Consider the following 24,586-nt stretch of genomic DNA (forward strand, 5'->3'; position numbering starts at 1 on the left):
TGCCGGGTGAAACTTCAACGGACAAGCAATTGGCAAAGGCCCTTGAAAAAGCCTTTGGCCTGTTGCACCCCTTCCTTAATGAGGGGCGCTTGACCTGGATGTCATTGCAGCGGATCGCCGCTCAACCCATGGGTGAAAACGAGGCACTGGACGGCGCCATTCAGGTCGTCAGGGAAATTCTCAAGCGTGCGCGGTTAAGCGACACCATCTTCAGCCGCGACGGCGATATCACGCGTGACAGCCTCAGTGCGGCAGCCCAGGCTTTGCATGGCAACAGCTCGGCGAGTGTGTTCAGCCAGGATCCGTTTCATACCCATGGCAACGCGCAAGTGGTGCAAGCGCTGCAAAGCCAGTTTGAACAGTTGAGAGACAAGACAATGGACCGCACCTTCCTGTTCGAACAACACCAGTACGTTGAGATTGCCAAGCTCAAGGCGGTCATGCAGGACCCTTACGAAGTTGATCAGAAGGGCAGCCCTGTACTGGACACGTCTACCGGCATGCCCAGGCCCCAATACAGTGAGTTGTGTGTCTACACGGCGAAGAACATTATCGAACGCCCAGGTTTGCTGCCTTCATTGGAACGTGCCAACGGCACACGACTGTTTGGCCCACCCCACAAAGAGGGGTGGTTGAGCAACAAAAGCCTCGAGCGCTGGCGGGAGCAGGACGATGCTCGCAAAGCGCGCTGACTGTCGGGCCTATACCTTGAGGATTTTGCCGCTGATGGCCACGGCCGCCAGCAACACCGCAATCAATACAAAGGCGGTACTCAGGCTGCTGCCATGGGCGATAAAACCGATCACCGCAGGGCCGGCGAGAATGCCGGCATAACCGAGCGTGGTGATGGCCGGCACCGCAATATGCTCCGGCATGACCTTTTGTTTGCCGACGGCGGTGTACAGCACCGGCACGATATTCGAACACCCGGCACCCACCAATGCGTATCCAAGCAATGCAGTTTCCCAGGCGGGTAATAGCGTCGCGATGAGCAGGCCGACACACGCCAAGGTGCCCCCGATCACGATCACTCGCGTTGCCCCCAGGCGTCGGACAATGGCATCACCGGTCAAACGCCCAGCGGTCATGGTCAAGGCAAATGCCGCGTAGCCAAGGCCGGCGTAAGCTTCATCCAGGCCGCGCTCGGCACTGAGGAATACCGCACTCCAATCCAGCACGGCACCTTCGGCCAGGAACACGATGAAACACAGGCAACCGATGAACAACACCACACCATGGGGCACCGCAAACGCCGGGCCGGAGCTTTCACTGCCATAAGGCAGGAGGTTCGGTGCGGCCTTGAGCAGCGCCACAACCATGATAGCCACCACTACCAGCGTCGCCTGCAGTGGCGACAGGCCCAGGCCCAGCAACCCGGCAACCCCCGCTGCGCCGACGATGCCCCCCAGGCTGAATAAACCATGGAAGCCCGACATCATGGTTTTACCACTGGCGCGCTCGACAATCACCGCTTGCAGATTGACGGTGGAATCCACGGTGCCCAGGCCCGCGCCGAACAGGAACAACCCTGCGATCAACAACGGGATCGAACTGACAGTGGCCAGCATCGGCAGGGCCAGGCAGATCATGAGCGTCCCTGCGGTCAGTACGCGACGGCAGCCGTAGCGCGATGCCAAGGCGCCTGCTGCCGGCATCGCGATGATCGAGCCAACTCCCAGGCACAACAGCAGCAGGCCAAGCGTGCCTTCATTCAGATCTGCGCGCGCTTTGGCATACGGCACCAAGGGCGCCCAGGCGGCGATACCGAAGCCGGCGATAAAGAAAGCGATGCGCGTCGACATCTGCTCCAGCCGCCCGGGAATTACGGGCGCAGGGGTGGGGATGGCAGTCATGAAAAGTCCTTGGTTTTGCGTTCATCGAGCGATGTTCAGTGTCACATCCTTGCACATCAGGCCCTCTGGAGCGAGCCGGGTTCCCTTCGCGTTCGGAATCAAAAATACGGATCGAGAAAATTATTTTTACAAAGCCGGAACGCTTTGGTGGCTGATAACCACACAGGAGTGATCGAGCCTGTAGGCGGTGGTCTGGAAGGTGTGTAATCCTCGTGAGGGTGGCTGAACCCCAGGTTTCTTGCGACGGATTACCACCTTCCAGACCACCTCCCACAGGTTGGAGGTTCTGTAATACGCTTCCCCTGTCCGATAACGTTGGTGGGCAGATGTCAGCTGTTTCTTCGGAACTTGGTTATTCAGATATAAAATCGCGTAAGAATTTTCTTGTTGTTCTTAGATGTCTTATTGGCTGTATGTCTTGCTTTATAAGCGACACTTCCATCTTCGATGTACGAAACTTCTTTTTTATTGGGTAAGCGCCGAAAAGCGCGGGAAATCGCTAAGCTTTAGTCTGTTCAGGTGCTTTTTTTCGCAATCCACCCGGTATTGGCGAGGGAGAGTCGTTCAGTTGAAAAGTTGATGGCGGGTAACAAAGGATGGTTAACGCGTTTGTTTCGTCACGTTTCAAATTAGTTCTTTCAGGCATAACTACAGACTTTCAGGTAGTGGCATTCAAAGGCACTGAAGCCCTCGATCAGCCTTACTTCATACATGTGCAACTGGTCAGCGAAGACCCTTCCTTCGATTTGGAGGCGCTGCTTCATCAACCCGCCTATCTGGACTTTGGCGAAGCGGAGCAGGGGCTGCATGGGCAGGTCTACGCCATCGGTCGAGGTGACCCTGGCGTGCGGCTCACCCGTTATCACCTGACCCTCGCCCCGCGCCTGGCCTGCCTTGCCCATCGTCGCGACCAGCGGATATTCCAGCAACGCAGCGTGCCGCAGATCATTGCAACGGTCCTTGAACACCACGGGATCCTTGCCGACGCCTATGCCTTCGAGCTTGGACCGGTGGTGTATCCACCGCGGGTGTTTTGCGTGCAGTACAGGGAATCCGACCTGCACTTTATCCAGCGGCTGTGTGAAGAGGAGGGTATTCACTACCATTTTCGCCACAGCGTGGATAACCATCTGCTGGTATTCGGTGACGACCAGACGGTATTTCGACGGCTGGCGGTGCAGCGTTATTGCTCGTCGGGCGATCCGGCGCTCGAGACCCGGGTTGTCCAGCGCTTCGATCGGCGTTTGCAAACACGCAGTCAGCGAACCGTGCGTCGAGACTATGACTTTGAGCATCCTTCGTTTTGCCTGCAAGAACAGGCCGGTGCCAAAACGGCAGAACCATGGGAAGACTATGAATGCCCCGGTGGTTTCACCGGCCGTGCCCGGGGGGCGCAACTGGCGCGGCGTGGCCTGGAGCGCCATCAGCGTGATCGCCATCGGGTGTTGGGCAAAAGCGATCAACCCGCGTTACGCAGTGGTCACTTTCTTGAACTGTGCGGTCACCCGGATCCAGCGTGCAATGACTTATGGTTGCTGACGTCGGTGCGTCATGAGGGCTACCAGCCGCAGGTGTTGGAAGAGTCGGCATTCGAGGCCGGCGGGTTTCAGGGCTATCGCAACCGATTCACTGCAACCCCCTGGCGCGCAGTGCATCGCCCGGCCCTCAAGCACCCCAAGCCGACGATCAGTAGCAGCCAGACCGCAACGGTAACCGGGCCCGTTGGAGAGGACGTGCATTGCGATGCCTATGGCCGGGTGAAGGTGCGCTTTCATTGGGATCGCCTGGACAAAAACGACGATACGAGCAGCTGTTGGCTGCGGGTGGCGTCGGGCTGGGCCGGTGACGGATTTGGCGCGCTGGTCATTCCCCGGGTAGGCATGGAAGTGCTGGTGAGCTTCCTGGAAGGCGACCCGGACCAACCTTTGGTCAACGGCTGCCTGCCCAATGCGTCGCACTTGCCGGCTTACCCCTTGCCACAGCACAAGACACGCACGGTACTGCGCAGCCGCAGCTCCCCAGGCGGTAGCGGTGGCAATGAGCTGCATCTGGAAGACCGCAGTGGCGAAGAGCTCATCTACCTGCGCGCCCAGCGTGACCTGGAACAACGGGTGGGGCATGACAGCCGCCTGGAAGTGGCAGGGGAACGGCATGAAGTCATTCGGGGAACCAGTACGGTTCGGTTGGAGAGTGAGGAGCGTCGCCATATTCTCGGTGCTCGCAAGGTCGTGCTCGAGGCGCATGACCACCTCGACGTACAGGGCGATAGCCTGACCCGTGTTGCTCAGACCCTGGTGATCGAAGCCGGGCAACAGGTTCATCTCAAGGCTGGTGCCAACCTGGTGATTGATGCGGGTGCGCAACTGAGCCTGAAGGCTGGCGGAGAGCACCTGCTGATTCAGGCCGGAGGTATTTTCAGCAGCCGGCCCATCATCCTGGGCGGTTCACCGTCCGCAACGCGCTCGGTAACGCCCCCGCCAGTTGCCCGCGCGCAAGTTTCTGCAGCGCAAGGCGTCATCATGGATTTGGCTAAAAAACTGGGGGCGGACTTTTGCCCCCTGTGCGAATGCTGCCGCGAAGGTCAGTGCGATATTGCGGGGAGGGCAGCTTGATGGACAGCCTGGTCACTCGATGGATGGCCCGACAACAGCAACAAGGCTACCACCTGTGCCTGATGCTTGAGGGGAGTCATGAGGCTAGCCAACCGCTGCTGGCAGGGCGCGACCTGTCGCGTTATTGCAAGCTCTACAGCGAGACCGATGCGGCGCAGTTGGCGAGTTCTGGCCCGCTGATCCTATTGCTGGAACAAATGAATGAGCCTGCACTGATCGACCTGCTGCAACATCCCGAGTCGAACTGGGGATGGCTCTTTAGCCTATCCGCTGCCGACTTGGCGGGTGCAACGCGACATTGGCGCGACAGGCTGCTGGTGGGGCCGACGGGGCAGCGGGCGCTCTATCGTATTCACGACAACCGCACCCTGGCCCGCGCCTTGCTCCATCTATCAAAGGAGCACTGGCCGGTCTATCTCGGGCCGCTGGTCAGCGTGTGCTATTGGCATGAAGGGCGCTGGCACCAAAGCGAAAACCCTGCTCCGGGCGATTATTCGGCACCGGATCCAGCGCCCTGGCTGGATACGCCAAACCCACAGGCCGAAGCCATCCTGCACGCCAATATCCTGCGTTATCTGCTCGCGGAGCACAGTGAGGACCTGGCGGCATTGGTCGAATTCCAGGACCCCAAGGTCTGGCTCAGCCAAATACTGGAACAGGCGCGGACCTGGCAATGGCGCAGCCCCGAGCAGTTGGCGTTCCTGGTGGTGCGCCGGTTGGAAGAGACGATCCGAAGCAGCGTTATTCATTGGCCGCCTCGGGCTGGGGAAACACCTGAAGTGCATTTTGACCGGGTCGTGGAGCAGTGGCACAGGGAGGTGGGAAACGGTGAGTAGGTGGATGGCAGCGGTGTTGCTTGTTCTTGGGGGCGCGGGGATTCCGGGGTGCGCGGGGCGGGTGGTGGATAGTTTTACATTGGAGGTGGATTTGCCGGCCCAGTTTGAACTTAAAACTGCTGCCAATTACCGACCTGCGACGGGTGAACGCTGCGTTTTACCCAGGCGTCGAGGTAAGAGACCAGAGCGAAAAGTCTTTTTCACGGAATACAAACCGGTAGCGAGCAGGATTAGCTATGAACTGCCGCTGGCTGAAACGGTAGAGGGTTGCCCGTTGGTACTGCGCAGTGTGGAGTTTGGTTTTTATGCGAAGTGGGGCGCGCGGGATACAGATGTGGGGGGGGATGATGCCTATATCTCTATTAGCGATCATCTGGATATACCTGGGATGCAGGAGAAAGGAGTGAAGGAGCTATCAGGTCAGTGTCAATGGTTGTTTCGGACAGTAGGTCCCTTTCATGCAATCAGGAAAATCCTCCAGTGCCGTTCGGTTAATTCGCTAGGACAGTTGCAGACAACACGCGTTGGTGGAACTGCACAGCGCGATCAACTGCGGGGGAGAACCCTCAGGGTGATGCTAAAGATGACTGATGAGGAACGCCCCGCTTTTGGCGATAACTGGGTCGCTGTTCCAGGAGGGTGGAAACGCTGCAAGGGTATAGATTTTGCCGATCTGGATGCTTACTGCAATGGCAATAACACCGATTTCAAGCCAATAAAAATGCCGGATGGCCGCATCTGCAATATTTATCCAACGTGTGAGTGATAAGGAGTTAAGCCATGTATTTGGACGCAAGGAAGCGATCCTTTTTCAGCGACAGTGCGCCAGCTTGTTCATTGCGAGGGCACTGGGTCAGCTTTTGCCTGGTCGATGAGCTCGGGGTTGGCGCGACGTATGGCGGCCTGCCATATACCGTCCGCGACAGTGTAGGACAGCAGTACAAGGGTAGATTGAATGGAGAAGGCTTTGCCAAGCTGGAAAATATTAATAGCGGCCCCGTCATCCTTGTTTTTGATGACCTGTATTCAGGAGCAGGGCAGCCATATCGTCGGTTAATGATGCGACCGACCTATCAGCTTCCAGTTACCGAGCTTCAAGTTCGTGCTGAGCAGACTGGATTTGCTATGGCCGATGGGCGTCGCGTTGAGGCTAATCCTGCACAACAACAAGCCAACCAATTCTACCAAGTCGAAGTCAGGGATCTAGTACGCCATGTTGCCCACTTACCTGCGATAACGCCTCGTGCCCATAGTCCCAAACGTCATGTACTGAAAATGATGGCCGACCTTGGATTCGGCCCACCCGAGCCAACGTTGTCAGGTATCGTACTGTTCCCCAACAACCACACTGTCCTCGAAGTACGACCACTACGGGCGTTGCGCCCAATGCTATGTATTGAAGACAGATTCAGTGCCCTGAACCTGTACCAGCTCGCATTGTTTGCCGCGTTGAGTTATTGCGATTTTGGGCAGGAACCCTCAGAAAGGCCTTTGCATGAAGTCCGGTTTCCGCTGGATCCAAGCGTTGGAAATTTATTCGCTGAACAGCTTTCGTTGTATCACGAAGCCTGGCGAATTGACCCGAAGCAAGTGCAGCGTTTTTATCCGCTCTATGAAGAGGTCCCTTATTCCAGCCGTTTCGAAATCCTGCCATTCGATCCTGAGTTGTATCCCCAAAACCGACCGGAACTGAAGGAAGAACAGGAGCACCCTGCGCGCTTGCACTTTTTCGATGACGAAAAATTCGGCACCGACACCCAGGCTTTCATCACTCACCACGATGAGGTAATCCTGATCGCTGTGCGAGGAACCGTCAGCCGTGCCGATGTGCTACGTGACGCAGACGCCCATCAGGTAGCGTTTGCCGAAGGCGTTGGAAAAGTGCATGACGGATTTTATCAAGCCTACCGGGCTATGCGTGATTTCGTATTGCGATACCTTGATCAGTTTCACACCGGCCAACGCATTGTAATTTGCGGCCACAGCCTCGGCGGCGCCATTGCATTGCTGTTGGCCGAAGGACTGCGCCGAACGCCGGACGCCCACTACAACATCCTCCTTTACACCTATGGGGCGCCCCGTGCCGCTGACTCCGAATTCACTGCCGGCGCTTCATCACTGGTCCACCACCGCATCGTCAATCACAACGACCCCGTGCCTAGTGTCCCCGCCCCGTGGATGAACACCACCGCCAAACTCTGGATACCCGGTGCCATCACCTTATTCAGTACTCCTGTACCCGGTGGCCTGTTGTTCGCCGCCGGGTTGGTGCGCATGGGGGGCAACCCCTATCAACATCATGGTGAACAACATCACTTCATGCCGATCACGCTCCCGGATGGCACCCATTCTTCGGTGTTATGGAAGCCGGGCTGTGAGTCCATCGAAGAGGCGGGTTGTAATCGCGCATTGCAACTGCAGGGCGACATGCCCGACCGCGACAATCTATTGAGGCAGCTTTTTCAGGCCGGTCAACACTTCATGACCACCAGCTACATCCCTGCGGCCTGGGCTACATTGCGGCGCTGGCAACAAACCCTGGATAGCCAAGGCCCCTTGGTGACTCCAAGGGAGTTTGAGCTGCTCGACCAGGCTCTTGAGGACATGCGCGCGCAACTGCGGGCCAAACGGCGTGACCTCGCCCGTCTACGCCCTGCCAATGATCGCAGCCATGAAACCAACGATGCCTTGAACGCCGAGATCGACCGTTTGCACACCAGCCGTGAGCGTCTGGCCAGCCTGCGCTGGCGTCGCCTTCAAGCCCGCGATGTCTACGGCAGTCATGCGGGGGCTGCGCACCTGCACGCCAGCCTCAAACGCTGGTTCAGCCACCGTGAGAATCGCGAGCCTGCTCAATTTGCCAGCATCCCACCGCCTTCCCACGATGATCTGGCAAGGGCGCAAACACTGGATATCGACTCCATCGTCTAGCCACCGGGTTACATAAACTCCACCTGTGCCGGTTGCCGCTTCATCAGCACCTTGCCATTGCGGATCGAGTACAGCGGCAGGCCCTGGCTACGAATGACTTCGTAGTCGCTGTCGGCCGACAGGATCAGCAGGTTGGCAGGGCGGCCGGCTTCCAGACCGTAGCGGTCACCCAGGGCCATGGCCTTGGCACTGTTGTCGGTGACCAGGTCCAGCGCGCTTTGCAGGTTGCGGTAGCCGAGCATATGGCAGATGTGCAGGCCGGCTTCCAGCACGCGCAGGATGTTGCCATTACCCAGCGGGTACCAGGGGTCGACGATGGAGTCCTGGCCGAAACACACGTTCATGCCGGCTTCGAGCAACTCGTTGACACGGGTGACGCCGCGGCGTTTCGGGAAGCTGTCGAAGCGGCCTTGCAGGTGGATGCTTTCGGTGGGGCAAGACACAAAGCTGATGCCGGAATGCCCCAGCAGGCGAAACAGTTTGGCGCAGTACGCGTTGTCGTAGGAGCCCATGGCCGTGGTGTGGCTGGCGGTGACGCGGGTGCCCATGTCGCGGCTGCGGGCTTCTTCGGCAAGTACTTCGAGAAAGCGTGAGTGAGGGTCATCGGTTTCGTCACAATGCACGTCCACCAGGCAACCGGTGCGTTCGGCCAGGTCCATGAGGAACTTCACCGAACTGACCCCTTGATCGCGGGTGTATTCGAAGTGGGGGATGCCGCCGATTACGTCGGCGCCCAGGCGAATGGCTTCCTCCATCAACTCGCGGCCATTGCGGAACGACTCGATGCCCTCCTGGGGGAACGCAACAATTTGCAGGTCGATCAGGTGCGTGCTTTCTTCACGCACTTGCAGCATGGCTTTGAGCGCGGTGAGGTCCGGGTCGGTGACGTCGACATGCGTGCGCACATGCTGGATACCGTGGGCGGCGAGGGCCTGGATGGTTTTTTTGGCCCGGGCCTTGGTGTCTTCCTGGGTAATGGTGGCCTTGCGTTCCCCCCAGCACTCGATCCCCTCGAACAGCGTACCGCTCATGTTCCAGCGCGGTTCGCCGGCAGTGAGCGTGGCATCAAGGTGGATGTGGGGTTCGACGAAAGGCGGTATCACCAGGTTGCCGGCGGCGTCCAGATCGCCGGCCGCGAGCGTGGGAACGCTGGTTTGCGCAGTAATACTGGCGATCCGGCCGTGTTCCAGGTGCAGATCATGCAAGCCTTCACGGTTGCGCAGGCGGGCATTGATGATGTGCATGGTCAAGTTCCTCTTGGCTAAAAACAATCAGGCAGGCAGCCGCCGGATCCTCAAGGCGATATCGATGCCCCGGCGGTCATGATGCGTAGTATGGCGCTGAGCAACACGTAGGTCAGCGATGCGGCAACAATTCCCACCAGCGGCGCGACCCATGGTGAATTGAACGCCAGTACGGTACCCACCCCATACGCTACCAGACCCGGCCAGTTGAATGCCGGCAGGCGAGCATCCGCCAGGCGCGGGTATTGGCCGCCATAACGATAGAAGAAGTCCGCCATGATCACCCCGCCAATGGGCGGGATCACGGTGCCCAGCAGGATCAGGTACGGCACCAGCAGGTCGTACATGCCAAGCAAGGCGAGCAGGGTGCCGATTACTGCACCGGCCAGGGTCACCGTTTTGCGGCGCTGGGTGCGCAGCAGGTTGCAACCGGCGACGGCGAAGTTGTAGATGGTGTTGTCCTGGGTGCTCCAGATATTGAGCAGCAACATCGCCATCGCGGCCATGGCGAAACCTTGCAGCAGTAAAACCTCTACCACATCCGGTTGCTGATAGACGATGGCGCCATAGGCGCCGATCAGCACCATCAGGCCATTGCCGATAAAAAAGCCGATCAGGCTGGCCAGCACCGCGACCTTGGCCGAGCGCGAAAACCGCGTCCAGTTGGTGGCCTGGGTCGCACCGCTGACGAAGGTGCCGAACACCAGGGTAATCGCCGTGGACAAGTCCAGCTCTGCGGTCGGCACCACCGCCAGCAGCCCCGGTAGCCCGCCGACCTTCACCGTGGCGACCCACATCGACAGGATCAACAATAACCCCATTGCAGGCACTGCGATCCAGGACAGGATTTCCAGCCCGCGATACCCCACATAGGCGGTGGCGCAGAACAATAAGCCAAACACCATCATCAACCCCAGCACACTGCCTGGGCTCAGCTGGAAATACTTGCCCAATACTACGGCCGCCGTGGCAGTGCCCCAGGCATACCAGCCGATCTGGGTAAAACCGAGGATCAAGTCGCTGAGCTTGCTGCCCACTTCGCCAAAACAGAAACGCCCCATCAACACCGAATTCAGGCCACTCTTGAACGCGATGTAACCCAGGCCTGCGGCATAGATACCCAACAACAGGTTACCCAGGGCCACGACGCCGAGCATGTCGATGAAACTGAACGCCACCCCCAGCTTGCCGCCGGCAAACATGGTTGCGGTAAAAAAGGTAAAACCTAGCAACACCATGGCCGTGGACGCAAGGCCTTTGCGCGCATGCAGGGGGACTTCGCTGAGGGGGTAATCGTTGCCAGGTGGTTGCTGCGTCATGGGGGCTGCTCCCTGAGTAGTGACGCAGCTCGTTTGCATCGTGCGTGCCAACGCAGAGGCGGGTAGATATCAGCTAGCGCAAGCAAGCCCCTTCAAGTTACCCAGCCCAATCCGGTGCAGAAGCAGTGCAGCGGTGAGCCAAACTGGCTCAGTCGAACAGCGTCTGCGTGGTCTCACCCCGATGAAACGCAAAGGCCGCCTCAAGATCACTTTCAATCGTGCGCCCGCGAGACAGGGGCGGCAGATCATCCAGTGTGAAAAAACCGACTTCGGTGGTTTCAAAACCTGCCATGGGCGCGAGTTGGTCCACCCGGTCACACAGGAAGTACAACTTGTAGAAATCCCTCACATCCGGTCGGTACAAGCCCTTGGCTTTGTGCGTCACGCTGTATAACGTCCTTGCGGTGACCGTCAGCCCGGCTTCTTCGCGGATTTCCTTGACAATGTTCTCGGCCGCCGACAAACCGATGTCGGCATAACCACCCGGTAATGCCCAGCAGCCATCCGTCGACTCCCGTACCAGCAAAATCCGCTCACCTTCGATCACTGCACCGCGTACATCGATCATTGGCGTCGAATATCTCTGGGCAAAATCCGAGACTAGGCCGTTGATACGCTCCAGCGGCACGTTGCCCAATTGCGCCAGCATGGTGTGGGCGATCAGGGCAATTTCTTCCAGACGTTCGCGCTCGAAATCATCGGTGCAGAAATGCAGTCCCGTGGAAGCCAGTGCCTGCAAGCGCTTGGCGTGGGCCAGCCAGGTGTTTTCCATCACGTTCTCCTGTAGGCATTTCCAAAAAAAACCACCCGTAGATGGTTTTCGACACGCTACCGCTTACTCGCCGCGATAGATGCAGCCGCTGGTGCAAGTCTCATGGATGCGGATTGCACTGAGCTCCGGCAGCAGAGGTTTCAATTCATTCCAGATCCACTTGGCCAGCACTTCGCTGGTGGGGTTTTCCAGGCCGGGGATGTCATTGAGGTAGTTGTGGTCGAGGCGCTCATAGAGCGGCTTGAAAATCGCCTTGATCTCCGAGAAGTCGCGAATCCAGCCGGTATGGGGATCCAGGTCGCCGCTCAGGTGGATGGCCACCTTGAACGAATGCCCATGCAGGCGCCCGCATTTATGGCCTTCCGGTACGTGGGGCAGGCGGTGGGCGGATTCGAATGTAAATTCCTTGAAGATTTCCACAGTGTTTTCAGCTCGGTCAGGTGTCTGGCAGGCGGCGAGTTTAACAGTTTGATCAACCCTTGCGCATACCGCCCCTCGCCAGCAGGCCCCATGGGGTCAAAGGGCTTGCAAGTGTTCGCCCAATTTACCGTTATCTGCCAATGCCAGGAACTCATCCCCCAGCCGCCGGCTCTCGCTCATCGCGGTTTGCCAATATTTGTTGCGGCTCAGGTCGTCGCCCATAAAGCGCTTGAAGTCACTGCGGTCTGGCAGTTTGCCGTGGGGCAGGCGGGCCAGATAGTCCCTGGATGGCGCCAGCAACAATACATCCTGCAAGCCTTGCGGGTTGCTGCGTCGCCACGGCAGGCCCTTATCAAACCAGCCGGGGATGACTCGGTCGGTGAAGTGCGGGTACAGCACGATGTCATCGCCGTGATAGGGCAGGTCGAGGTGGTAGTCCAGCAGGCCGCCGTCGCGGTAGGTGCCGGCCCCGGCGCCGGGCAGGTCGCGCACGCCTTGCATGACCATGGGGATTGAGCCGGATGCCAGTAGCGCCTGGCGCAGGTTGCCCAGTTCCAGGTCGATGAAGCGCGAGGCAAAGTCCTTGAGCGGATGTACCGGCGGCGCCTGGCGCGGGTCGTGGATGATCAGCCGCTCGAAATGCCGCGACAGCCGGGCGCGGCCCCGCAGGTTATCGGCAATTACCGACGACAAGCCCAGCCCCAGCCGGCCACGGTGGTCATCGGCAAGCAGCCCGTGGCTCTTGACCACCATGATGTTCAGCCGGTAGTCAGGGTTGTCCAGCACCCGCGCATCACGGCCAGCCAGCAGGTCATCGAGCATCCGTTGGCAGCTCTGACTGACTTCGGCCATGGTCACGCCCTTGGCAAAGTGCTGCTCGTTATACAAGCGGCCCAGGTCCAGCAAGCCCTGCACCGGGTCGGGCAGGCAGGCGCTGGCAAACCGCCACGAACCAATGGAGGCGCCGATCAGCGCGCGTTCCCTTGGTGCGCGCGGCAACCAGTCACCGAACAGCGCCAAGTCCAGCCCCTGGATACCCAGTGCCTTGGGGCCACCGGCCGCACCGGGGAGGATGCCCACGTCGGCAGGCGCAAGTCCCTGCTCGCGAATACGGCTGAACGCGCGTTTGCCTGCCTTGAGGGTCAAGGCAGGGAACTTGATGTGGATGGCAGTCATACCGGTCTCTGTTGAGGCAAGCGGAGCATTATAGAAAATCTCGCTGGCAGTGGGGAAAACGGTCCGCTTGGAAATTGCCATGGTGGCAATTCAGTTTCAGTTAAGTTGCGACAGGTACCGTGACCGGCGTAGGAAAACATCATGTAACGGAGACTTATCATGAAGCGCCTCACTGTTCTGGGCGCCGCCGCTATCATCATCGTTACGGCGACCCAGGCCGCCGCGGCGGACCCTGACAAGCCACTGATCGTGCCCGCCACTGTTACTATTGTCGCTTTCGATCAATTGGAAGCCACGGCCCTGGCCCTTCACCCCGGTTCGACGCTACTGGACACCGACCTGGATGAGGAATACGGCAAGTACGTCTACGAAGTGGAGCTGCAAGATGCCGACGGCATTGAATGGGACGTTGAATTGAACGCGCTCACCGGGCAGGTTCTCAAGAATCATCAGGATACGTAATGAAGGTAAATTTACGCGTCGGCAGTCGAGTGGCGCTGTTGCTCATGATTTTTTGCTCCAGCCTGGCGGCCCGCGACCTCAACCAGGATGAAGCCCTGGCCCTGCGCCAGCAGGGCGTGATTCTGCCGCTGGAACAGCTGCTGCACCAAGCCATGGCGCGTTATCCCGGCTCGCGGCTGCTGGAGGCCGAGCTGGAAAAGAAACACGGGCAATACGCCTATGAAGTGGAATTGGTGACTACCGAAGGCGTGGTACGCGAGATCAAGCTGGACGCGACCAATGGTGTGTTGATCAAAGATGAGGAAGACTGATGCGCCTGCTTCTGGTGGAAGACAACGTACCCCTGGCCGACGAACTGCTGGCCGGCCTGCAGCGCCAGGGCTATGCGGTCGACTGGCTGGCCGATGGCCGCGACGCCGTGTATCAAGGGCGCAGCGAGCCGTATGACCTGATCATCCTCGACCTTGGCCTGCCTGGCTTGCCCGGGCTTGAGGTGCTGGCGCAATGGCGCGCCGCCGCGCTGGCCATCCCGGTACTGATCCTCACCGCCCGCGATTCCTGGGCCGAGCGTATCGAAGGGCTCAAGGCCGGAGCCGATGATTACCTGAGCAAACCCTTTCACCCCGAAGAACTGTACCTGCGCATCCAGGCGCTGTTACGCCGCTCCCACGGCCAAGCCAACCAGCCAACGCTGCAAGCCGCCGGCCTGCATCTGGATGAAGGTCGCCAGTGTGTACTGCGCGATGGCGCCGAGATCCAACTGACGGCCGCCGAGTTTCGCTTGCTGCGCTATTTCATGCTGCACCCCGAACAGATTCTGTCCAAAAGCCATCTGGCCGAGCATTTATATGACGGCGAGACCGAGCGTGACTCCAATGTACTGGAGGTCCATGTCAACCATCTGCGCCGCAAACTGGGGCGCAGCGTCATCGAAACCCGGCGCGGCCAGGGCTACCGATTTGGCGCCACCCCGGCATGAAGTCGATCCAGCGGCGCCTGAGCCTGGGGTTGATCAGCGTGATGGTGATCGTCGGCGTGGTACTGGCGCAGACCAGCCTCTTGCTGTTCGAAGCAGGCTTGCAGCGCTACCTGGAGGCGGGCTTGCGCAACGACAGCGAGAACCTGCTGGTGGCGCTGGTGCGCGGGCCCAACGGCGTCCAGTTGGATGAACAGCGCCTGTCGCCGGCTTATCAGCGGCCGTTCTCCGGGCATTATTTTCGTATCGACTTTGCCGATGTCCATTGGCGCTCCCGTTCACTGTGGGATCAGGAGCTGCCCAGGCTCCCGGAGGCGGGGCTCAAGGGCAACCTGCAATTGGGCCCGGAAGGTCAGCAGTTGTTGGTGTTGCGCTCGGACTACAAGCGCTTTGGCAAGTTGATTTCCATCAGCGTGGCGCAGGACTACACACCCGTGCGGGAAAGCTTTCGCCTGATGCGTCAGGTGGGCCTGGTGGTGGGGGTGGTGGCGCTGCTGCTGGTGCTGGTGCTGCAACGGGTCACCGTGCGTCGCGCCTTGCGCCCGCTGGAGACGGCGCGCAACCAGATCGCCCAACTGCAGCAAGGCCAGCGCTCCCAACTCGACACTCAGGTGCCGCAGGAACTGGAACCGCTGGTAGCGCAAATCAACCATTTGCTGGCCCACACTGAAGACAGCCTCAAGCGCTCACGCAATGCCCTCGGCAACCTGGGCCATGCGCTGAAAACCCCTATGGCGGTGCTGTTGAGCGCAGCCTCCAGTGATGCGCTCAAGGATCATCCGCAGTTGAGCCAGTTGTTGCGCGAGCAGCTGGAACAGGTGCAGCAGCGCCTCAATCGCGAGCTTAACCGTGCCCGCCTGGCGGGCGATGCGCTGCCGGGTGCACTGTTTGACTGTGAAAAAGAACTACCCGGTTTGTTGGCCACCCTGCGCATGATCCATGGTGAGCACTTGGACCTCGCCTATCATGTCGCGCCGGGTCTGCATTTGCCCTGGGACCGTGAAGACCTGTTGGAACTGCTGGGCAACCTGTTGGACAACGCCTGCAAGTGGGCGGATGCCGAGGTGCGCTTGAGCGTCAGCGAGACGCCCCGGGGCTACGTGTTAGCGGTGGAGGACGACGGTCCGGGCATTCCTCAGGCCCAGCGCGACCAGGTATTCAGTCGCGGCGCACGCCTGGATGAGCAGAGGGTCGGCCATGGCCTGGGATTGGGGATCGTGCGGGACATCGTTGAGGTGTGGGGCGGGGTGTTGCAGTTGCAGGAAAGTGAGCTGGGTGGGCTCAAGGTATTGATCGAGCTACCACGCCGCTAGCACTGACCCACCCCAGTTCAAAAATGTGGGAGCTGGCTTGCCTGCGATAGCATCGACTCGGTTTGCCTGAAATACCGAGGTGTTGCATCGCGGGCAAGCCCGGCTCCCACAGAAAAGCCTGGCTGCATTCAGACCCGAAACTGATCCATCAACCCCTGCTGCTGGTTGGCCAGGCTGTTCAACGCCTGGCTGACCCGCGCCGATTCATTGGCCTGTTCCGACAGCGACTCGGTTACATCGCGAATGGTCGCCACGTTGTTGTTGATCTCTTCGGCCACCGCGCTTTGCTCTTCGGCGGCGCTGGCGATTTGCAGGTTCATGTCGCTGATCACCGTGACGGCGTCGCCAATCTGGCGCAAGGCCGTGACGGCCTGGCCGACTTGTTCGACGCTGCCTTGGGCCTGGCGATAGCTGTTGCCCATGGAGCTGACCACGTCGGTAGTACCGTTTTGCAATTGTTCGATCACCAGGCGGGTTTCTTCCACCGACTCCTGGGTGCGTCGTGCCAGGTTGCGCACTTCGTCAGCGACCACCGCAAAACCTCGCCCGGCCTCGCCGGCACGGGCGGCTTCGATAGCGGCGTTAAGCGCCAACAGGTTGGTCTGCTCGGCGATGCCACGAATCACTTCGAGCACCGAGCCGATCTTCTCGCTGTTAGCGGCCAAGCCTTCCACCTGGGTCATGGCGGTGCTCATATCGGCGGCCAGGTCACCAATGTTGGCGGTGGTGCGGTCTATGACGGTCAAGCCTTCGCGCGTCGCCTGGTCGGCATCCTTCGCAGCTTGGGCCGCCTGAGCGGCACTGCGGGCGACGTCCTGGGCGGTGGCACTCATTTCATGGGACGCGGTGGCCACCTGATCCACCTGGCGATACTGCTGTTCCATGCCGGCACTGGTCTGCGTAGCAATCTCGGCGGACTGGTCGGCGGTGCCGCGGGCGTCCTGCACCGAGCGCTTTACCTCGGCAATGATCGGTTGCAGCTTGTCGAGGAAACGGTTGAACCAGCCAGCCAATTGGCCCAGTTCGTCCTGTTTGCTGTAAGCCAGGCGCCGGGTCAGGTCGCCTTCGCCGCTGGCGATGTCTTCGAGCATATGCGCCACGCCAAGGATCGGCCGAGTCACACTGCGCGCCATCAGCCACACCAGCACCAAGCCAACCACAGCGGCCAGCAGGCCCAGGCCCAGTTCCAGCAGGGTGCCCTTGGCATTGTCAGCGTCCAGCTGGGTTTTCAGCGCCTCGGCGGGGGCTACCAGAACTTTTCCCGGTACATCCAGCAATACGCCCCACGACTTGCCCCCTGGGATCGGCGCAAACGGCGCCAGCACCTTGAGTTGCTGGTCGGTGCGCAGGCTGTGGGTCTGGGTGCTGTCGGCCAAGGCACTGACCAACTGCGCACCGCTGGCGGTGTCGACCTGCTCCAGGCGCTGGCTGAGTTTGCTGGCATCCGGGCTGTAGCCGGCCAGCAAGCCGGTGGGGCTGAGGATGCTGACTTGGGTCTGGCCGTCGTACAGCTTCTGGCTGGCCTGTTGGCTCACGGCCTGCAAGCTGTTGAGGTTGATGTCCACCGACAGTGACGCAATGACTTTGCCATTGACCATCAGCGGGAACACGATGCTGGTCATCAGCACGTTCTGGCCGTCGATCACATAGAAATAGGGTTCGATCACACACGGCTTGAGGGTCGTGCGCGGGCAGGTGAACCAGGCGTTGGCTTTTTCACCGCTTGGGCTAATGGAGGTGTCGGTCATGTCGCTTTCAGGCAGCGCCATTGAGGTGATCTTGCCCGGCGTTGGTTGCGACCAATACAGGGCGAACCGGCCTTTGTCATTACTGCCCAGTTCCGCCTGGTTGGCGAATAGCTCGTCTTTGCCATCCAGCGCATTGGCTTCGAATACCAGGGACAAACCCAGCAGGTCGGGGTTGGCCTGTAAGGCGGCCTTGACCTGGCGGGTCAGGTCTTCACGGGTGTCGAAGGCATCGAGAAAGCGTTTCTCCGCCTGTTCGCGCAAAAACAGTACCTGGCGGGAAAACCCATGGCCGTATTGGTAGGCATCCATGAACTGCTGGCGAATGCCCAGCGCCTGCACTTCACCTTGGGCCTCAATGCGCGCCTGGGCGGCTTCGTCGAGCATCTTCATGCTGGACGCCTTGACCTGCTCCGAGCTCTGCGCCATGCGATACAGCGACAGACCCACCAGCAGGGTCACGATCCCAAGCAGGCACAGGCCCGCCAGCAGGGTGATTTTCCATTGAATGGAGAGCTGCCTGAGCGACATCGGGACATCCTTACCTGAAAGCACATGGAAACAGTTTATCGGCCGGCGCCCGTGGTTCTTTATTCAAACGCCCCATTTAAACCTCAAAGCGGCGTCGTTTTTTGACATGAGCGCCTGCCTGCTGCAAAGTGCGCGCCCTCTAATAAGACCTCTTTCAAGCCTGCACGCCGGCAGCTGTTCCCATGGGCCGTGCGCGGGCATGCCTGTCTTTTATGTTTTTGCTTGAGGTAACCATGATTAACGCAGTCATCGCCGCGGTCGGCACCATGCTCGTGCTCAGCCTGTCCCGCGTGCATGTGGTCATCGCCATCATCGTTGGTGCCCTGGTGGGCGGCTTGACCGGTGGCCTGGGGATCGACGCCACGCTCAAAGCCTTCAACGGCGGTCTGGGCGGTGGTGCAACCGTCGCCTTGTCTTACGCACTACTGGGCGCTTTCGCGGTGGCCATTGCCAAGTCCGGCCTGGCCCATGCGCTGGCAGACAAAGCCTTGCTGCTGGTGGACCGCCAGGAAGCCAGCGGCGGCAGCCATGTCAAATGGCTGTTGATCGGCCTGTTGTGGGTGGTGGCGATTGCCTCGCAGAACATCCTGCCGATCCATATTGCGTTCATTCCGTTGCTGGTACCGCCGCTCTTGTACGTGCTGACCAAGCTGCAACTGGACCGCCGCCTGATTGCCTGCGTGATGACCTTCGGCCTGATCACGCCGTACATGTTCCTGCCGGTGGGCTTCGGCAATATCTTCCTCAACCAGATCCTGTTGGCCAACGTGGCCAAGAGCGGCGTGGATATCAGCCAGGTCAACGTCACTCATGCCATGGGCCTGCCGGCACTGGGCATGGTGGTCGGCCTGCTGGTGGCGGTGCTGATCAGCTACCGCAAAAAGCGCGTGTACGATCTGAAGAAAATCGAGCGTGTCGAGCAAGTGGCGGTGCAGTACAACCCTCTGACCCTGCTGGTGGCCGGCCTGGCGATCGCCTCGGCGTTTATCATCCAGTTGTGGCTGGACTCGATGATCATAGGCGCCCTGGCCGGGTTCCTGATCTTCTCGGTGTCGGGCATCGTGCGCTGGAGCGACACCGATGACCTGTTCACCGAAGGCATGAAGATGATGGCGATGATCGGCTTCATCATGATCGCCTCGTCGGGCTTTGCCGAAGTGCTCAAGGCCACCGGTGACGTACGCTCACTGGTGGAAGCCTCGGCGGCGTTTATCGGTCATAGCCGCGGGGTAGGGGCGTTGCTGATGTTGTTGGTGGGGCTGTTGGTCACCATGGGCATCGGCTCGTCGTTTTCCACGGTGCCGATCCTTGCCGCGATTTTCGTGCCGCTGTGCGTACAACTGGGCTTCAGCCCGTTGGCCATCGTGTGCATCGTCGGCACCGCCGGTGCATTGGGCGATGCCGGCTCGCCCGCCTCGGACTCCACCCTCGGCCCCACCTCCGGCCTGAATATCGACGGTCAGCACCACCATATCTGGGACACCGTGGTGCCGACCTTCCTGCACTACAACATCCCGTTGCTGGCGTTTGGCTGGCTGGCTGCGATGACGCTCTGACGCAAGCACTGCACCTCTACGGTGGCGAGGGAGCTTGCTCCCTCGCCACACAAGCTCGCTCCTACAGAAATCACTTACCTGGCCGTTAACCTCTCAAGTCGCCACTAACAAGAGAGAAAAGCCATGCGTCTGAGTTTGAAGGCCAAAGTCCTGGCCCTTGCCGTTGTGCCGGTGTTGCTGTTTGCCGTGGTCATCAGCCTCACCACCGTGTGGATTCTGCAGGGCCAGGCCCGCAACGAAGTGGATGAAACCCGCCAGCGCCTGCTCGACGACGCCAAGGCCACTTTGCAAGGCTATGTCGAGGTGGCCATGACCACCATCAAGCCGCTCTACGACGCAGCCGCTCCCGGCGATAGCACGGCGCGGGCGCAGGTGGTCAAGTTGCTGTCCAACACCCGCTACGGCAAAGACGGTTATTTCTTCGGCTACGACTCCGAAACCATCCGCCTGTTCAAGGGCAACAGCCCGGACGGCGTAGGCAAAAGCTTCAAGGACAACCGTGACCCCAACGGTGTCTACGTCAATCGCGACCTGGTCAAGGTCGGCAAGGACGGCAGCCACTACTTGCAATACAGCTCGACCCAACCCGGCCAGACCGAACTGGTACCCAAGCTCGGCTACACCGAATACCTGCCCAAATGGGACATGGTTATCGGCACCTCTGTGAACCTGGACGGCATCGAGGCCCAGGTGGCGGTGGTCCAGGACAAGGTCGAGCAGCGTATGCAAGGCGTGCTGCTGAGCATCCTTGGCGTGGCTGTGGTGGTGTTGCTGGTGATTGCGGCGGTGGGCATGTTAGTCGCCAATACCATCCTGCGCCCGCTGAACCTGATGAAAGCCAACCTCGACGACATCGCTGCCGGTGAAGGCGACCTGACCCGCCGCCTGGCCATCACCAGCCAGGATGAACTGGGCGACCTGGCCGGCGCGTTCAACCGATTTGTCGATAAAATCCACGGCCTGGTGCGCCAGATCACCGAAATGACCGCCCAGCTCACCGGGCTGGTGAGCCAGGTGTCCGACCAGGCCCAGCGCTCCGAGCAGGCCATGGAACGCCAGCGTCACGAGACCGACCAGGTGGCCACCGCGATCAACCAGATGTCGTCCGCGGCCCATGAAGTTGCGCGCAGTGCCCAGGGCGCTGCGGTCGCCGCGCAACAGACCGACGCCGAGGGCCAGGCCGCCAAACGCGTGGTGGACGGTAGCATCGCGCAGATTCACGCGCTGGTGAACGATATCCGCAGCAGCGGTGTGTCCCTGGACAGCCTGCAGCAGGATGTGTCGTCGATTGTCAGTGTGCTCGGTGTGATTCGCTCGATTGCCGAACAAACCAACCTGCTGGCGCTCAATGCGGCCATCGAGGCTGCGCGGGCCGGGGAGGCCGGCCGCGGGTTTGCCGTGGTCGCCGATGAAGTGCGCGCCCTGGCCAGCCGTACGCAAAGCAGCACCCAGGAAATCCAGGGCATGATCGATCGCCTGCAAAAGGGCACCGAAGCCGCCGTTGACGCGATGCGCCGCTCCAGCGATGCGGGCGAAGGCACCTCGGCCCAAGCCAACGAAGCCGGGGCGTCCCTCGATACCATGGCCCAGCTGATCGGTACCATTAACTCGATGAACGCGCAGATCGCCAGCGCCGCCGAAGAGCAGACCGCTGTGGCCGAAGAGATCAACCGCAGCGTGCATCAGATTGCCGTGGCGGTGGACAGCGTAGCGGATGAAACCCAGCTCGGCGCCCAGACCTCGCGCAGCCTCGCGGACCTTGGCCAGCGGTTGGGGCAATTGGTCGGTCAATTCAGGATCTGAGGTTCTACAAATCGCGCATCAGTAGGCCAAAACGCAGGTCCATCTCGACCGGCAAGGGCACATACACTGTGTGCCCATCTCCCGGCGCCACCTCAATGGCTTGCCCCTTGGCGTTGTGCAAGGTGGCCAAGTCAAAGTGAAAGTTGCCGGCGGGCGTCATCAATTCCAGATGATCGCCCACGGCAAAGCGATTCTTTACCTTGACCTCGGCCAACTCCCCGCGACGTTCGCCGGTCAATTCCCCAACAAACTGCTGGCGCTCGGACACCGAGCTGCCGTTCTGGTAGTTCTGGTATTCGTCGTGCACATGCCGACGCAGGAAACCTTCGGTGTAGCCACGCTGGGCCAGGGACTCCAGATTGGTCATCAAGCCGCGATCAAATGCGCGCCCGGCCACCGCGTCGTCGATCGCCTGGCGATACACCTGGGTGGTGCGTGCGCAATAGAAATGGGATTTGGTGCGGCCCTCGATCTTCAATGAGTGCACGCCCATCTGCGCCAGGCGCTCCACGTGCTGCACGGCGCGCAAGTCTTTGGCGTTCATGATGTACGTGCCATGTTCGTCTTCAAAGGCCGGCATTTGCTCATCGGGACGGTTGGCTTCCTGTAACAGGAATACCTGGTCGGTGGGTGTGCCGACCCCCAGCGTCGGCTGATGGTGCTGGACGATGTCGCCGGTCGCGTTCTCCACTGCCGGCGTGGCCTGGTATTTCCAGCGACAGGCATTGGTGCAGGTGCCTTGGTTGGCGTCGCGCTTGTTCATGTAGCCCGACAGCAGGCAGCGCCCGGAATAGGCCATGCACAGGGCGCCATGTACGAACACCTCCAGTTCCATGGTCGGTACGTGCTGGCGGATCTCGCCGATTTCTTCCAGGGACAGTTCCCGCGACAGGATCACCCGGCCAATGCCTTGCTGCTGCCAGAATTGCACGCTGGCCCAGTTCACCGTGTTGGCTTGTACCGACAGATGAATCGGCATCTGCGCGAAATGCTGGCGCACCAGCATGATTAGCCCAGGGTCGGACATGATCAGCGCATCCGGGCCCATGGCGATCACCGGCGCCAGGTCCTTGAGGAAGGTCTTGAGCTTGGCGTTGTGTGGCGCAATGTTCACCACCACATAGAAACGCTTGCCTTGCCCATGGGCTTCCTGGATGCCGAGGGCGAGGTTGACGTGGTCGAATTCGTTGTTGCGCACGCGCAGGCTGTAGCGTGGCTGGCCGGCGTAAACCGCATCGGCACCGTAGGCGAAGGCGTAGCGCATGTTTTTCAGGGTGCCGGCGGGAGCGAGCAGTTCGGGGGCAATCATCGGAAGCATGGGCGTGGGTCGCAAAAAGGCGCGAGGGTAGTGCACGGGCGGTCACAGTTTATTGACCCAGGTCTAAACAAGCCGATCTATGCTTGTTCGATAAACAAGGGCACTCCCAGGTTTCGCCGCGGACTAAGCAACAGGGCTGACACCGGCCCGGCTTTCTCATATGGACCGGACATGAATCAAACCAACCTGCAATTCAAAACCCTGCTGCTATTGCTGGCGCTGGTGACCATCGCCTTTATCTGGATATTGCTGCCGTTCTATGGCGCGGTGTTCTGGGCAGTGATCCTCGGCATCATCTTCGCGCCGATGCAGCGCCGCCTGCAGCAGCGCTTCAGTTGGAACCGCAACCTGACCTCCCTGACCACTTTGATGGTGTGCCTGGTGATCGCGATTCTGCCCGTGATCATTACCAGTGCGTTGCTGGTTCAAGAGGGGGCCACGCTGTATAAAAACGTCGAAAGCGGCAAGCTCGACGTGGCCGGTTATATCGAGCAATTCAAGAACTTCCTGCCGCCGTACTTCCAGCAACTGCTCGATCGCTTTGGCATGGGCAACCTGGAAGGGCTGCGCGAAAAGGTGGTCAAGGGGGCGATGCAGGGCAGTCAGTTCTTCGCTTCCCAGGCGTTCAGCTTCGGCCAGGGCACCTTTGATTTCCTGGTGAGCTTTTTCATCATGCTGTACCTGCTGTTCTTCCTGCTGCGCGATGGCCCCGAGCTGGTGCGCAAGGTGCGCACGGCGGTGCCATTGGCCGAGCCGCAAAAGCGCCGCCTGCAACTCAAGTTCAACCGGGTGGTGCGGGCCACGGTCAAGGGCAACGTACTGGTGGCCGTGACCCAGGGTGCGCTGGGTGGTTTGATCTTCTGGTTCCTGGATATCCCCAGTGCGTTGCTCTGGGCGGTACTGATGGCGTTCCTGTCCTTGCTGCCGGCGGTGGGCGCAGGGATTGTCTGGGCGCCAGTGGCCGTTTATTTCCTGTTGAGCGGCGCCATCTGGCAAGGCGTGGTGCTGGGGCTTTTTGGCGTATTCGTGATTGGCCTGGTGGACAACGTGCTGCGTCCGGTCCTGGTGGGCAAAGATACCAAGATGCCGGACTACCTGATCCTGATCTCGACCCTGGGCGGCTTGTCGGTGTTTGGCCTCAACGGCTTCGTGATCGGGCCGCTGGTGGCGGCCTTGTTCATGTCGTGCTGGGCGTTGTTCGCCGAAACCAAGCCGCGGGTCAAGTTGCCCTTGCCTTAGGTCTCAGGCCTGGAGCCTGAAGTCGGCCGCCAGCCGGCGTTGTGTTTCGGCGTCAGACAACGAAGTGAGCGGGCCGCTGATAGGCTCGCCATCACGTACCACGTACCAGCAGGCAAGTAAGCCGAGCTTGCGCAGAGGGGTGGGAACGGCGCTACCGATGACAGACATGATTTGAACAGTGGGCATAAGGACCTCCAATCGCTATGGAGGCCACCTTAAGGGGTGTCGCTATCCAGGAAAAATCACCTGGCTCGATAGTCGACATCAACGCCAGGCGTTAATCCACCACCTGGTCGAGCATGTTCACCACTTCGTGTTCACTCAGCAGTCCCTTGCGCACCAGGTTTTCAGCCAACAGCGCCAGGAACTTCGCGCTGCGATGGCCTTCAAGGTGCTTGAGCTCGGTCAAGGCGCTGTAGACCTTGCTGGACGTGCAGAGGCCGGCGGTGCGGTGCGGATTCTGGGTGGGCATGTTCGTTC

22 protein-coding genes and 2 pseudogenes are annotated in these 24,586 nt (G+C 60.0%); 13 read left to right on the top strand and 11 right to left on the bottom strand.

The features are described 5' to 3' along the window. Positions 1-29 precede the first annotated feature (29 nt). A complete protein-coding gene (locus TK42_RS27030) occupies positions 30-692 on the top strand; it encodes a type III secretion effector protein (RefSeq protein WP_228309674.1) in 663 nt (220 codons plus the stop codon). Positions 693-701: 9 nt separating this feature from the next. Here the strand turns inward: TK42_RS27030 and TK42_RS25485 are convergent, their stop codons facing one another. Further along, positions 702-1,853 (bottom strand): MFS transporter, encoded by a 1,152-nt coding sequence (locus TK42_RS25485; protein ID WP_103735432.1) that lies wholly within the window; start codon positions 1,851-1,853, stop codon positions 702-704. A 596-nt stretch (positions 1,854-2,449) separates the two neighbouring features. Between TK42_RS25485 and tssI the strand changes: the two genes are divergently transcribed. From tssI to TK42_RS25505, 4 genes are read left to right on the top strand one after another with little or no spacing between them, the layout of a single operon-like run. Beyond that, on the top strand, positions 2,450-4,465 hold the full coding sequence (gene tssI / locus TK42_RS25490; RefSeq protein ID WP_103735433.1) for a type VI secretion system tip protein TssI/VgrG: 2,016 nt from the start codon (positions 2,450-2,452) through the stop codon (positions 4,463-4,465). Beyond that, entirely contained in the window at positions 4,465-5,301 is an 837-nt protein-coding gene (locus TK42_RS25495; protein WP_078820839.1) for a DUF4123 domain-containing protein, read from the top strand. Before tssI ends, TK42_RS25495 begins: the two co-directional genes overlap by 1 nt. 4 nt (positions 5,302-5,305) lie before the next feature. After that, positions 5,306-6,067: a hypothetical protein gene (locus TK42_RS25500; protein ID WP_248130148.1), complete on the top strand. Its 762-nt coding sequence runs from the start codon at positions 5,306-5,308 to the stop codon at positions 6,065-6,067. Between the two features lie 14 nt (positions 6,068-6,081). Then, complete coding sequence (locus TK42_RS25505; protein WP_103735434.1) at positions 6,082-8,232, top strand: lipase family protein; 2,151 nt, start codon at positions 6,082-6,084, stop codon at positions 8,230-8,232. Positions 8,233-8,240: 8 nt separating this feature from the next. Here TK42_RS25505 and codA read toward each other — a convergent pair whose 3' ends face one another. From codA to TK42_RS25530, 5 genes are all read right to left on the bottom strand, one after another. Then, a complete protein-coding gene (gene codA, locus TK42_RS25510) occupies positions 8,241-9,476 on the bottom strand; it encodes a cytosine deaminase (RefSeq protein ID WP_032876831.1) in 1,236 nt (411 codons plus the stop codon). A gap of 50 nt (positions 9,477-9,526) precedes the next feature. Continuing rightward, positions 9,527-10,795, bottom strand: coding sequence for a cytosine permease (codB, locus tag TK42_RS25515; protein WP_078820844.1), 1,269 nt, complete (start codon positions 10,793-10,795; stop codon positions 9,527-9,529). A 148-nt stretch (positions 10,796-10,943) separates the two neighbouring features. Continuing rightward, positions 10,944-11,567 carry an NUDIX hydrolase gene (locus TK42_RS25520; protein WP_078820845.1) on the bottom strand — a complete coding sequence of 208 codons (624 nt, stop codon included), beginning with the start codon at positions 11,565-11,567 and terminating at the stop codon, positions 10,944-10,946. A gap of 63 nt (positions 11,568-11,630) precedes the next feature. After that, positions 11,631-11,987, bottom strand: a complete 357-nt coding sequence (gene queD, locus TK42_RS25525; protein ID WP_003190259.1) for a 6-carboxytetrahydropterin synthase QueD — start codon at positions 11,985-11,987, stop codon at positions 11,631-11,633. A 96-nt stretch (positions 11,988-12,083) separates the two neighbouring features. After that, entirely contained in the window at positions 12,084-13,163 is a 1,080-nt protein-coding gene (locus TK42_RS25530) for a hypothetical protein (RefSeq protein ID WP_103735435.1), read from the bottom strand. A gap of 159 nt (positions 13,164-13,322) precedes the next feature. On the opposite strand from TK42_RS25530, the gene TK42_RS25535 reads away from it, so the two are divergent. From TK42_RS25535 to TK42_RS25550, 4 genes are read left to right on the top strand one after another with little or no spacing between them, the layout of a single operon-like run. After that, entirely contained in the window at positions 13,323-13,625 is a 303-nt protein-coding gene (locus tag TK42_RS25535) for a PepSY domain-containing protein (RefSeq protein ID WP_005786863.1), read from the top strand. Next, complete coding sequence (locus TK42_RS25540; protein ID WP_078820847.1) at positions 13,625-13,936, top strand: PepSY domain-containing protein; 312 nt, start codon at positions 13,625-13,627, stop codon at positions 13,934-13,936. The genes TK42_RS25535 and TK42_RS25540 overlap by 1 nt, the downstream gene beginning before the upstream one ends. Continuing rightward, a complete protein-coding gene (locus tag TK42_RS25545; protein ID WP_005786867.1) occupies positions 13,936-14,604 on the top strand; it encodes a response regulator transcription factor in 669 nt (222 codons plus the stop codon). Before TK42_RS25540 ends, TK42_RS25545 begins: the two co-directional genes overlap by 1 nt. Further along, complete coding sequence (locus tag TK42_RS25550) at positions 14,601-15,914, top strand: sensor histidine kinase (protein WP_032876820.1); 1,314 nt, start codon at positions 14,601-14,603, stop codon at positions 15,912-15,914. The genes TK42_RS25545 and TK42_RS25550 overlap by 4 nt, the downstream gene beginning before the upstream one ends. Before the next feature lie 128 nt (positions 15,915-16,042). On the opposite strand, the gene TK42_RS27465 is transcribed toward TK42_RS25550, so the two are convergent. Together TK42_RS27465 and TK42_RS27470 are read right to left on the bottom strand one after the other, a co-directional pair. Further along, positions 16,043-16,798 carry a methyl-accepting chemotaxis protein gene (locus TK42_RS27465; RefSeq protein ID WP_371920298.1) on the bottom strand — a complete coding sequence of 252 codons (756 nt, stop codon included), beginning with the start codon at positions 16,796-16,798 and terminating at the stop codon, positions 16,043-16,045. A gap of 102 nt (positions 16,799-16,900) precedes the next feature. Further along, positions 16,901-18,190: pseudogene (locus tag TK42_RS27470) on the bottom strand (HAMP domain-containing protein); the annotation flags it as partial. A 236-nt stretch (positions 18,191-18,426) separates the two neighbouring features. Here TK42_RS27470 and TK42_RS25560 point away from each other — a divergent pair. From TK42_RS25560 to TK42_RS27480, 3 genes and pseudogenes are all read left to right on the top strand, one after another. Continuing rightward, positions 18,427-19,746: a Na+/H+ antiporter family protein gene (locus TK42_RS25560; RefSeq protein WP_177464540.1), complete on the top strand. Its 1,320-nt coding sequence runs from the start codon at positions 18,427-18,429 to the stop codon at positions 19,744-19,746. Between the two features lie 123 nt (positions 19,747-19,869). Further along, positions 19,870-20,691 (top strand): annotated as a pseudogene (locus TK42_RS27475) (cache domain-containing protein); the annotation flags it as partial. Between the two features lie 102 nt (positions 20,692-20,793). After that, positions 20,794-21,549 carry a methyl-accepting chemotaxis protein gene (locus tag TK42_RS27480; protein ID WP_371920299.1) on the top strand — a complete coding sequence of 252 codons (756 nt, stop codon included), beginning with the start codon at positions 20,794-20,796 and terminating at the stop codon, positions 21,547-21,549. A gap of 4 nt (positions 21,550-21,553) precedes the next feature. On the opposite strand, the gene yegQ is transcribed toward TK42_RS27480, so the two are convergent. Continuing rightward, positions 21,554-22,867, bottom strand: coding sequence for a tRNA 5-hydroxyuridine modification protein YegQ (gene yegQ / locus TK42_RS25570; RefSeq protein ID WP_103735438.1), 1,314 nt, complete (start codon positions 22,865-22,867; stop codon positions 21,554-21,556). A 171-nt stretch (positions 22,868-23,038) separates the two neighbouring features. Here yegQ and TK42_RS25575 point away from each other — a divergent pair, with 171 nt between their 5' ends. Next, positions 23,039-24,106, top strand: a complete 1,068-nt coding sequence (locus TK42_RS25575) for an AI-2E family transporter (RefSeq protein WP_005786879.1) — start codon at positions 23,039-23,041, stop codon at positions 24,104-24,106. Positions 24,107-24,109: 3 nt separating this feature from the next. On the opposite strand, the gene TK42_RS27235 is transcribed toward TK42_RS25575, so the two are convergent. Together TK42_RS27235 and TK42_RS25585 are read right to left on the bottom strand one after the other, a co-directional pair. Beyond that, positions 24,110-24,292 carry a hypothetical protein gene (locus TK42_RS27235; RefSeq protein WP_005786881.1) on the bottom strand — a complete coding sequence of 61 codons (183 nt, stop codon included), beginning with the start codon at positions 24,290-24,292 and terminating at the stop codon, positions 24,110-24,112. A 91-nt stretch (positions 24,293-24,383) separates the two neighbouring features. Further along, the gene (locus TK42_RS25585) at positions 24,384-24,578 is read right to left on the bottom strand and encodes a hypothetical protein (protein WP_003190284.1); all 195 of its coding nucleotides are present in this window, start codon (positions 24,576-24,578) and stop codon (positions 24,384-24,386) included. Positions 24,579-24,586: the final 8 nt, after the last annotated feature.

The sequence above is a fragment of the Pseudomonas sp. GZJR-8 genome (assembly GCF_002916705.1).
Taxonomy (GTDB): domain Bacteria; phylum Pseudomonadota; class Gammaproteobacteria; order Pseudomonadales; family Pseudomonadaceae; genus Aquipseudomonas; species Aquipseudomonas synxantha_A.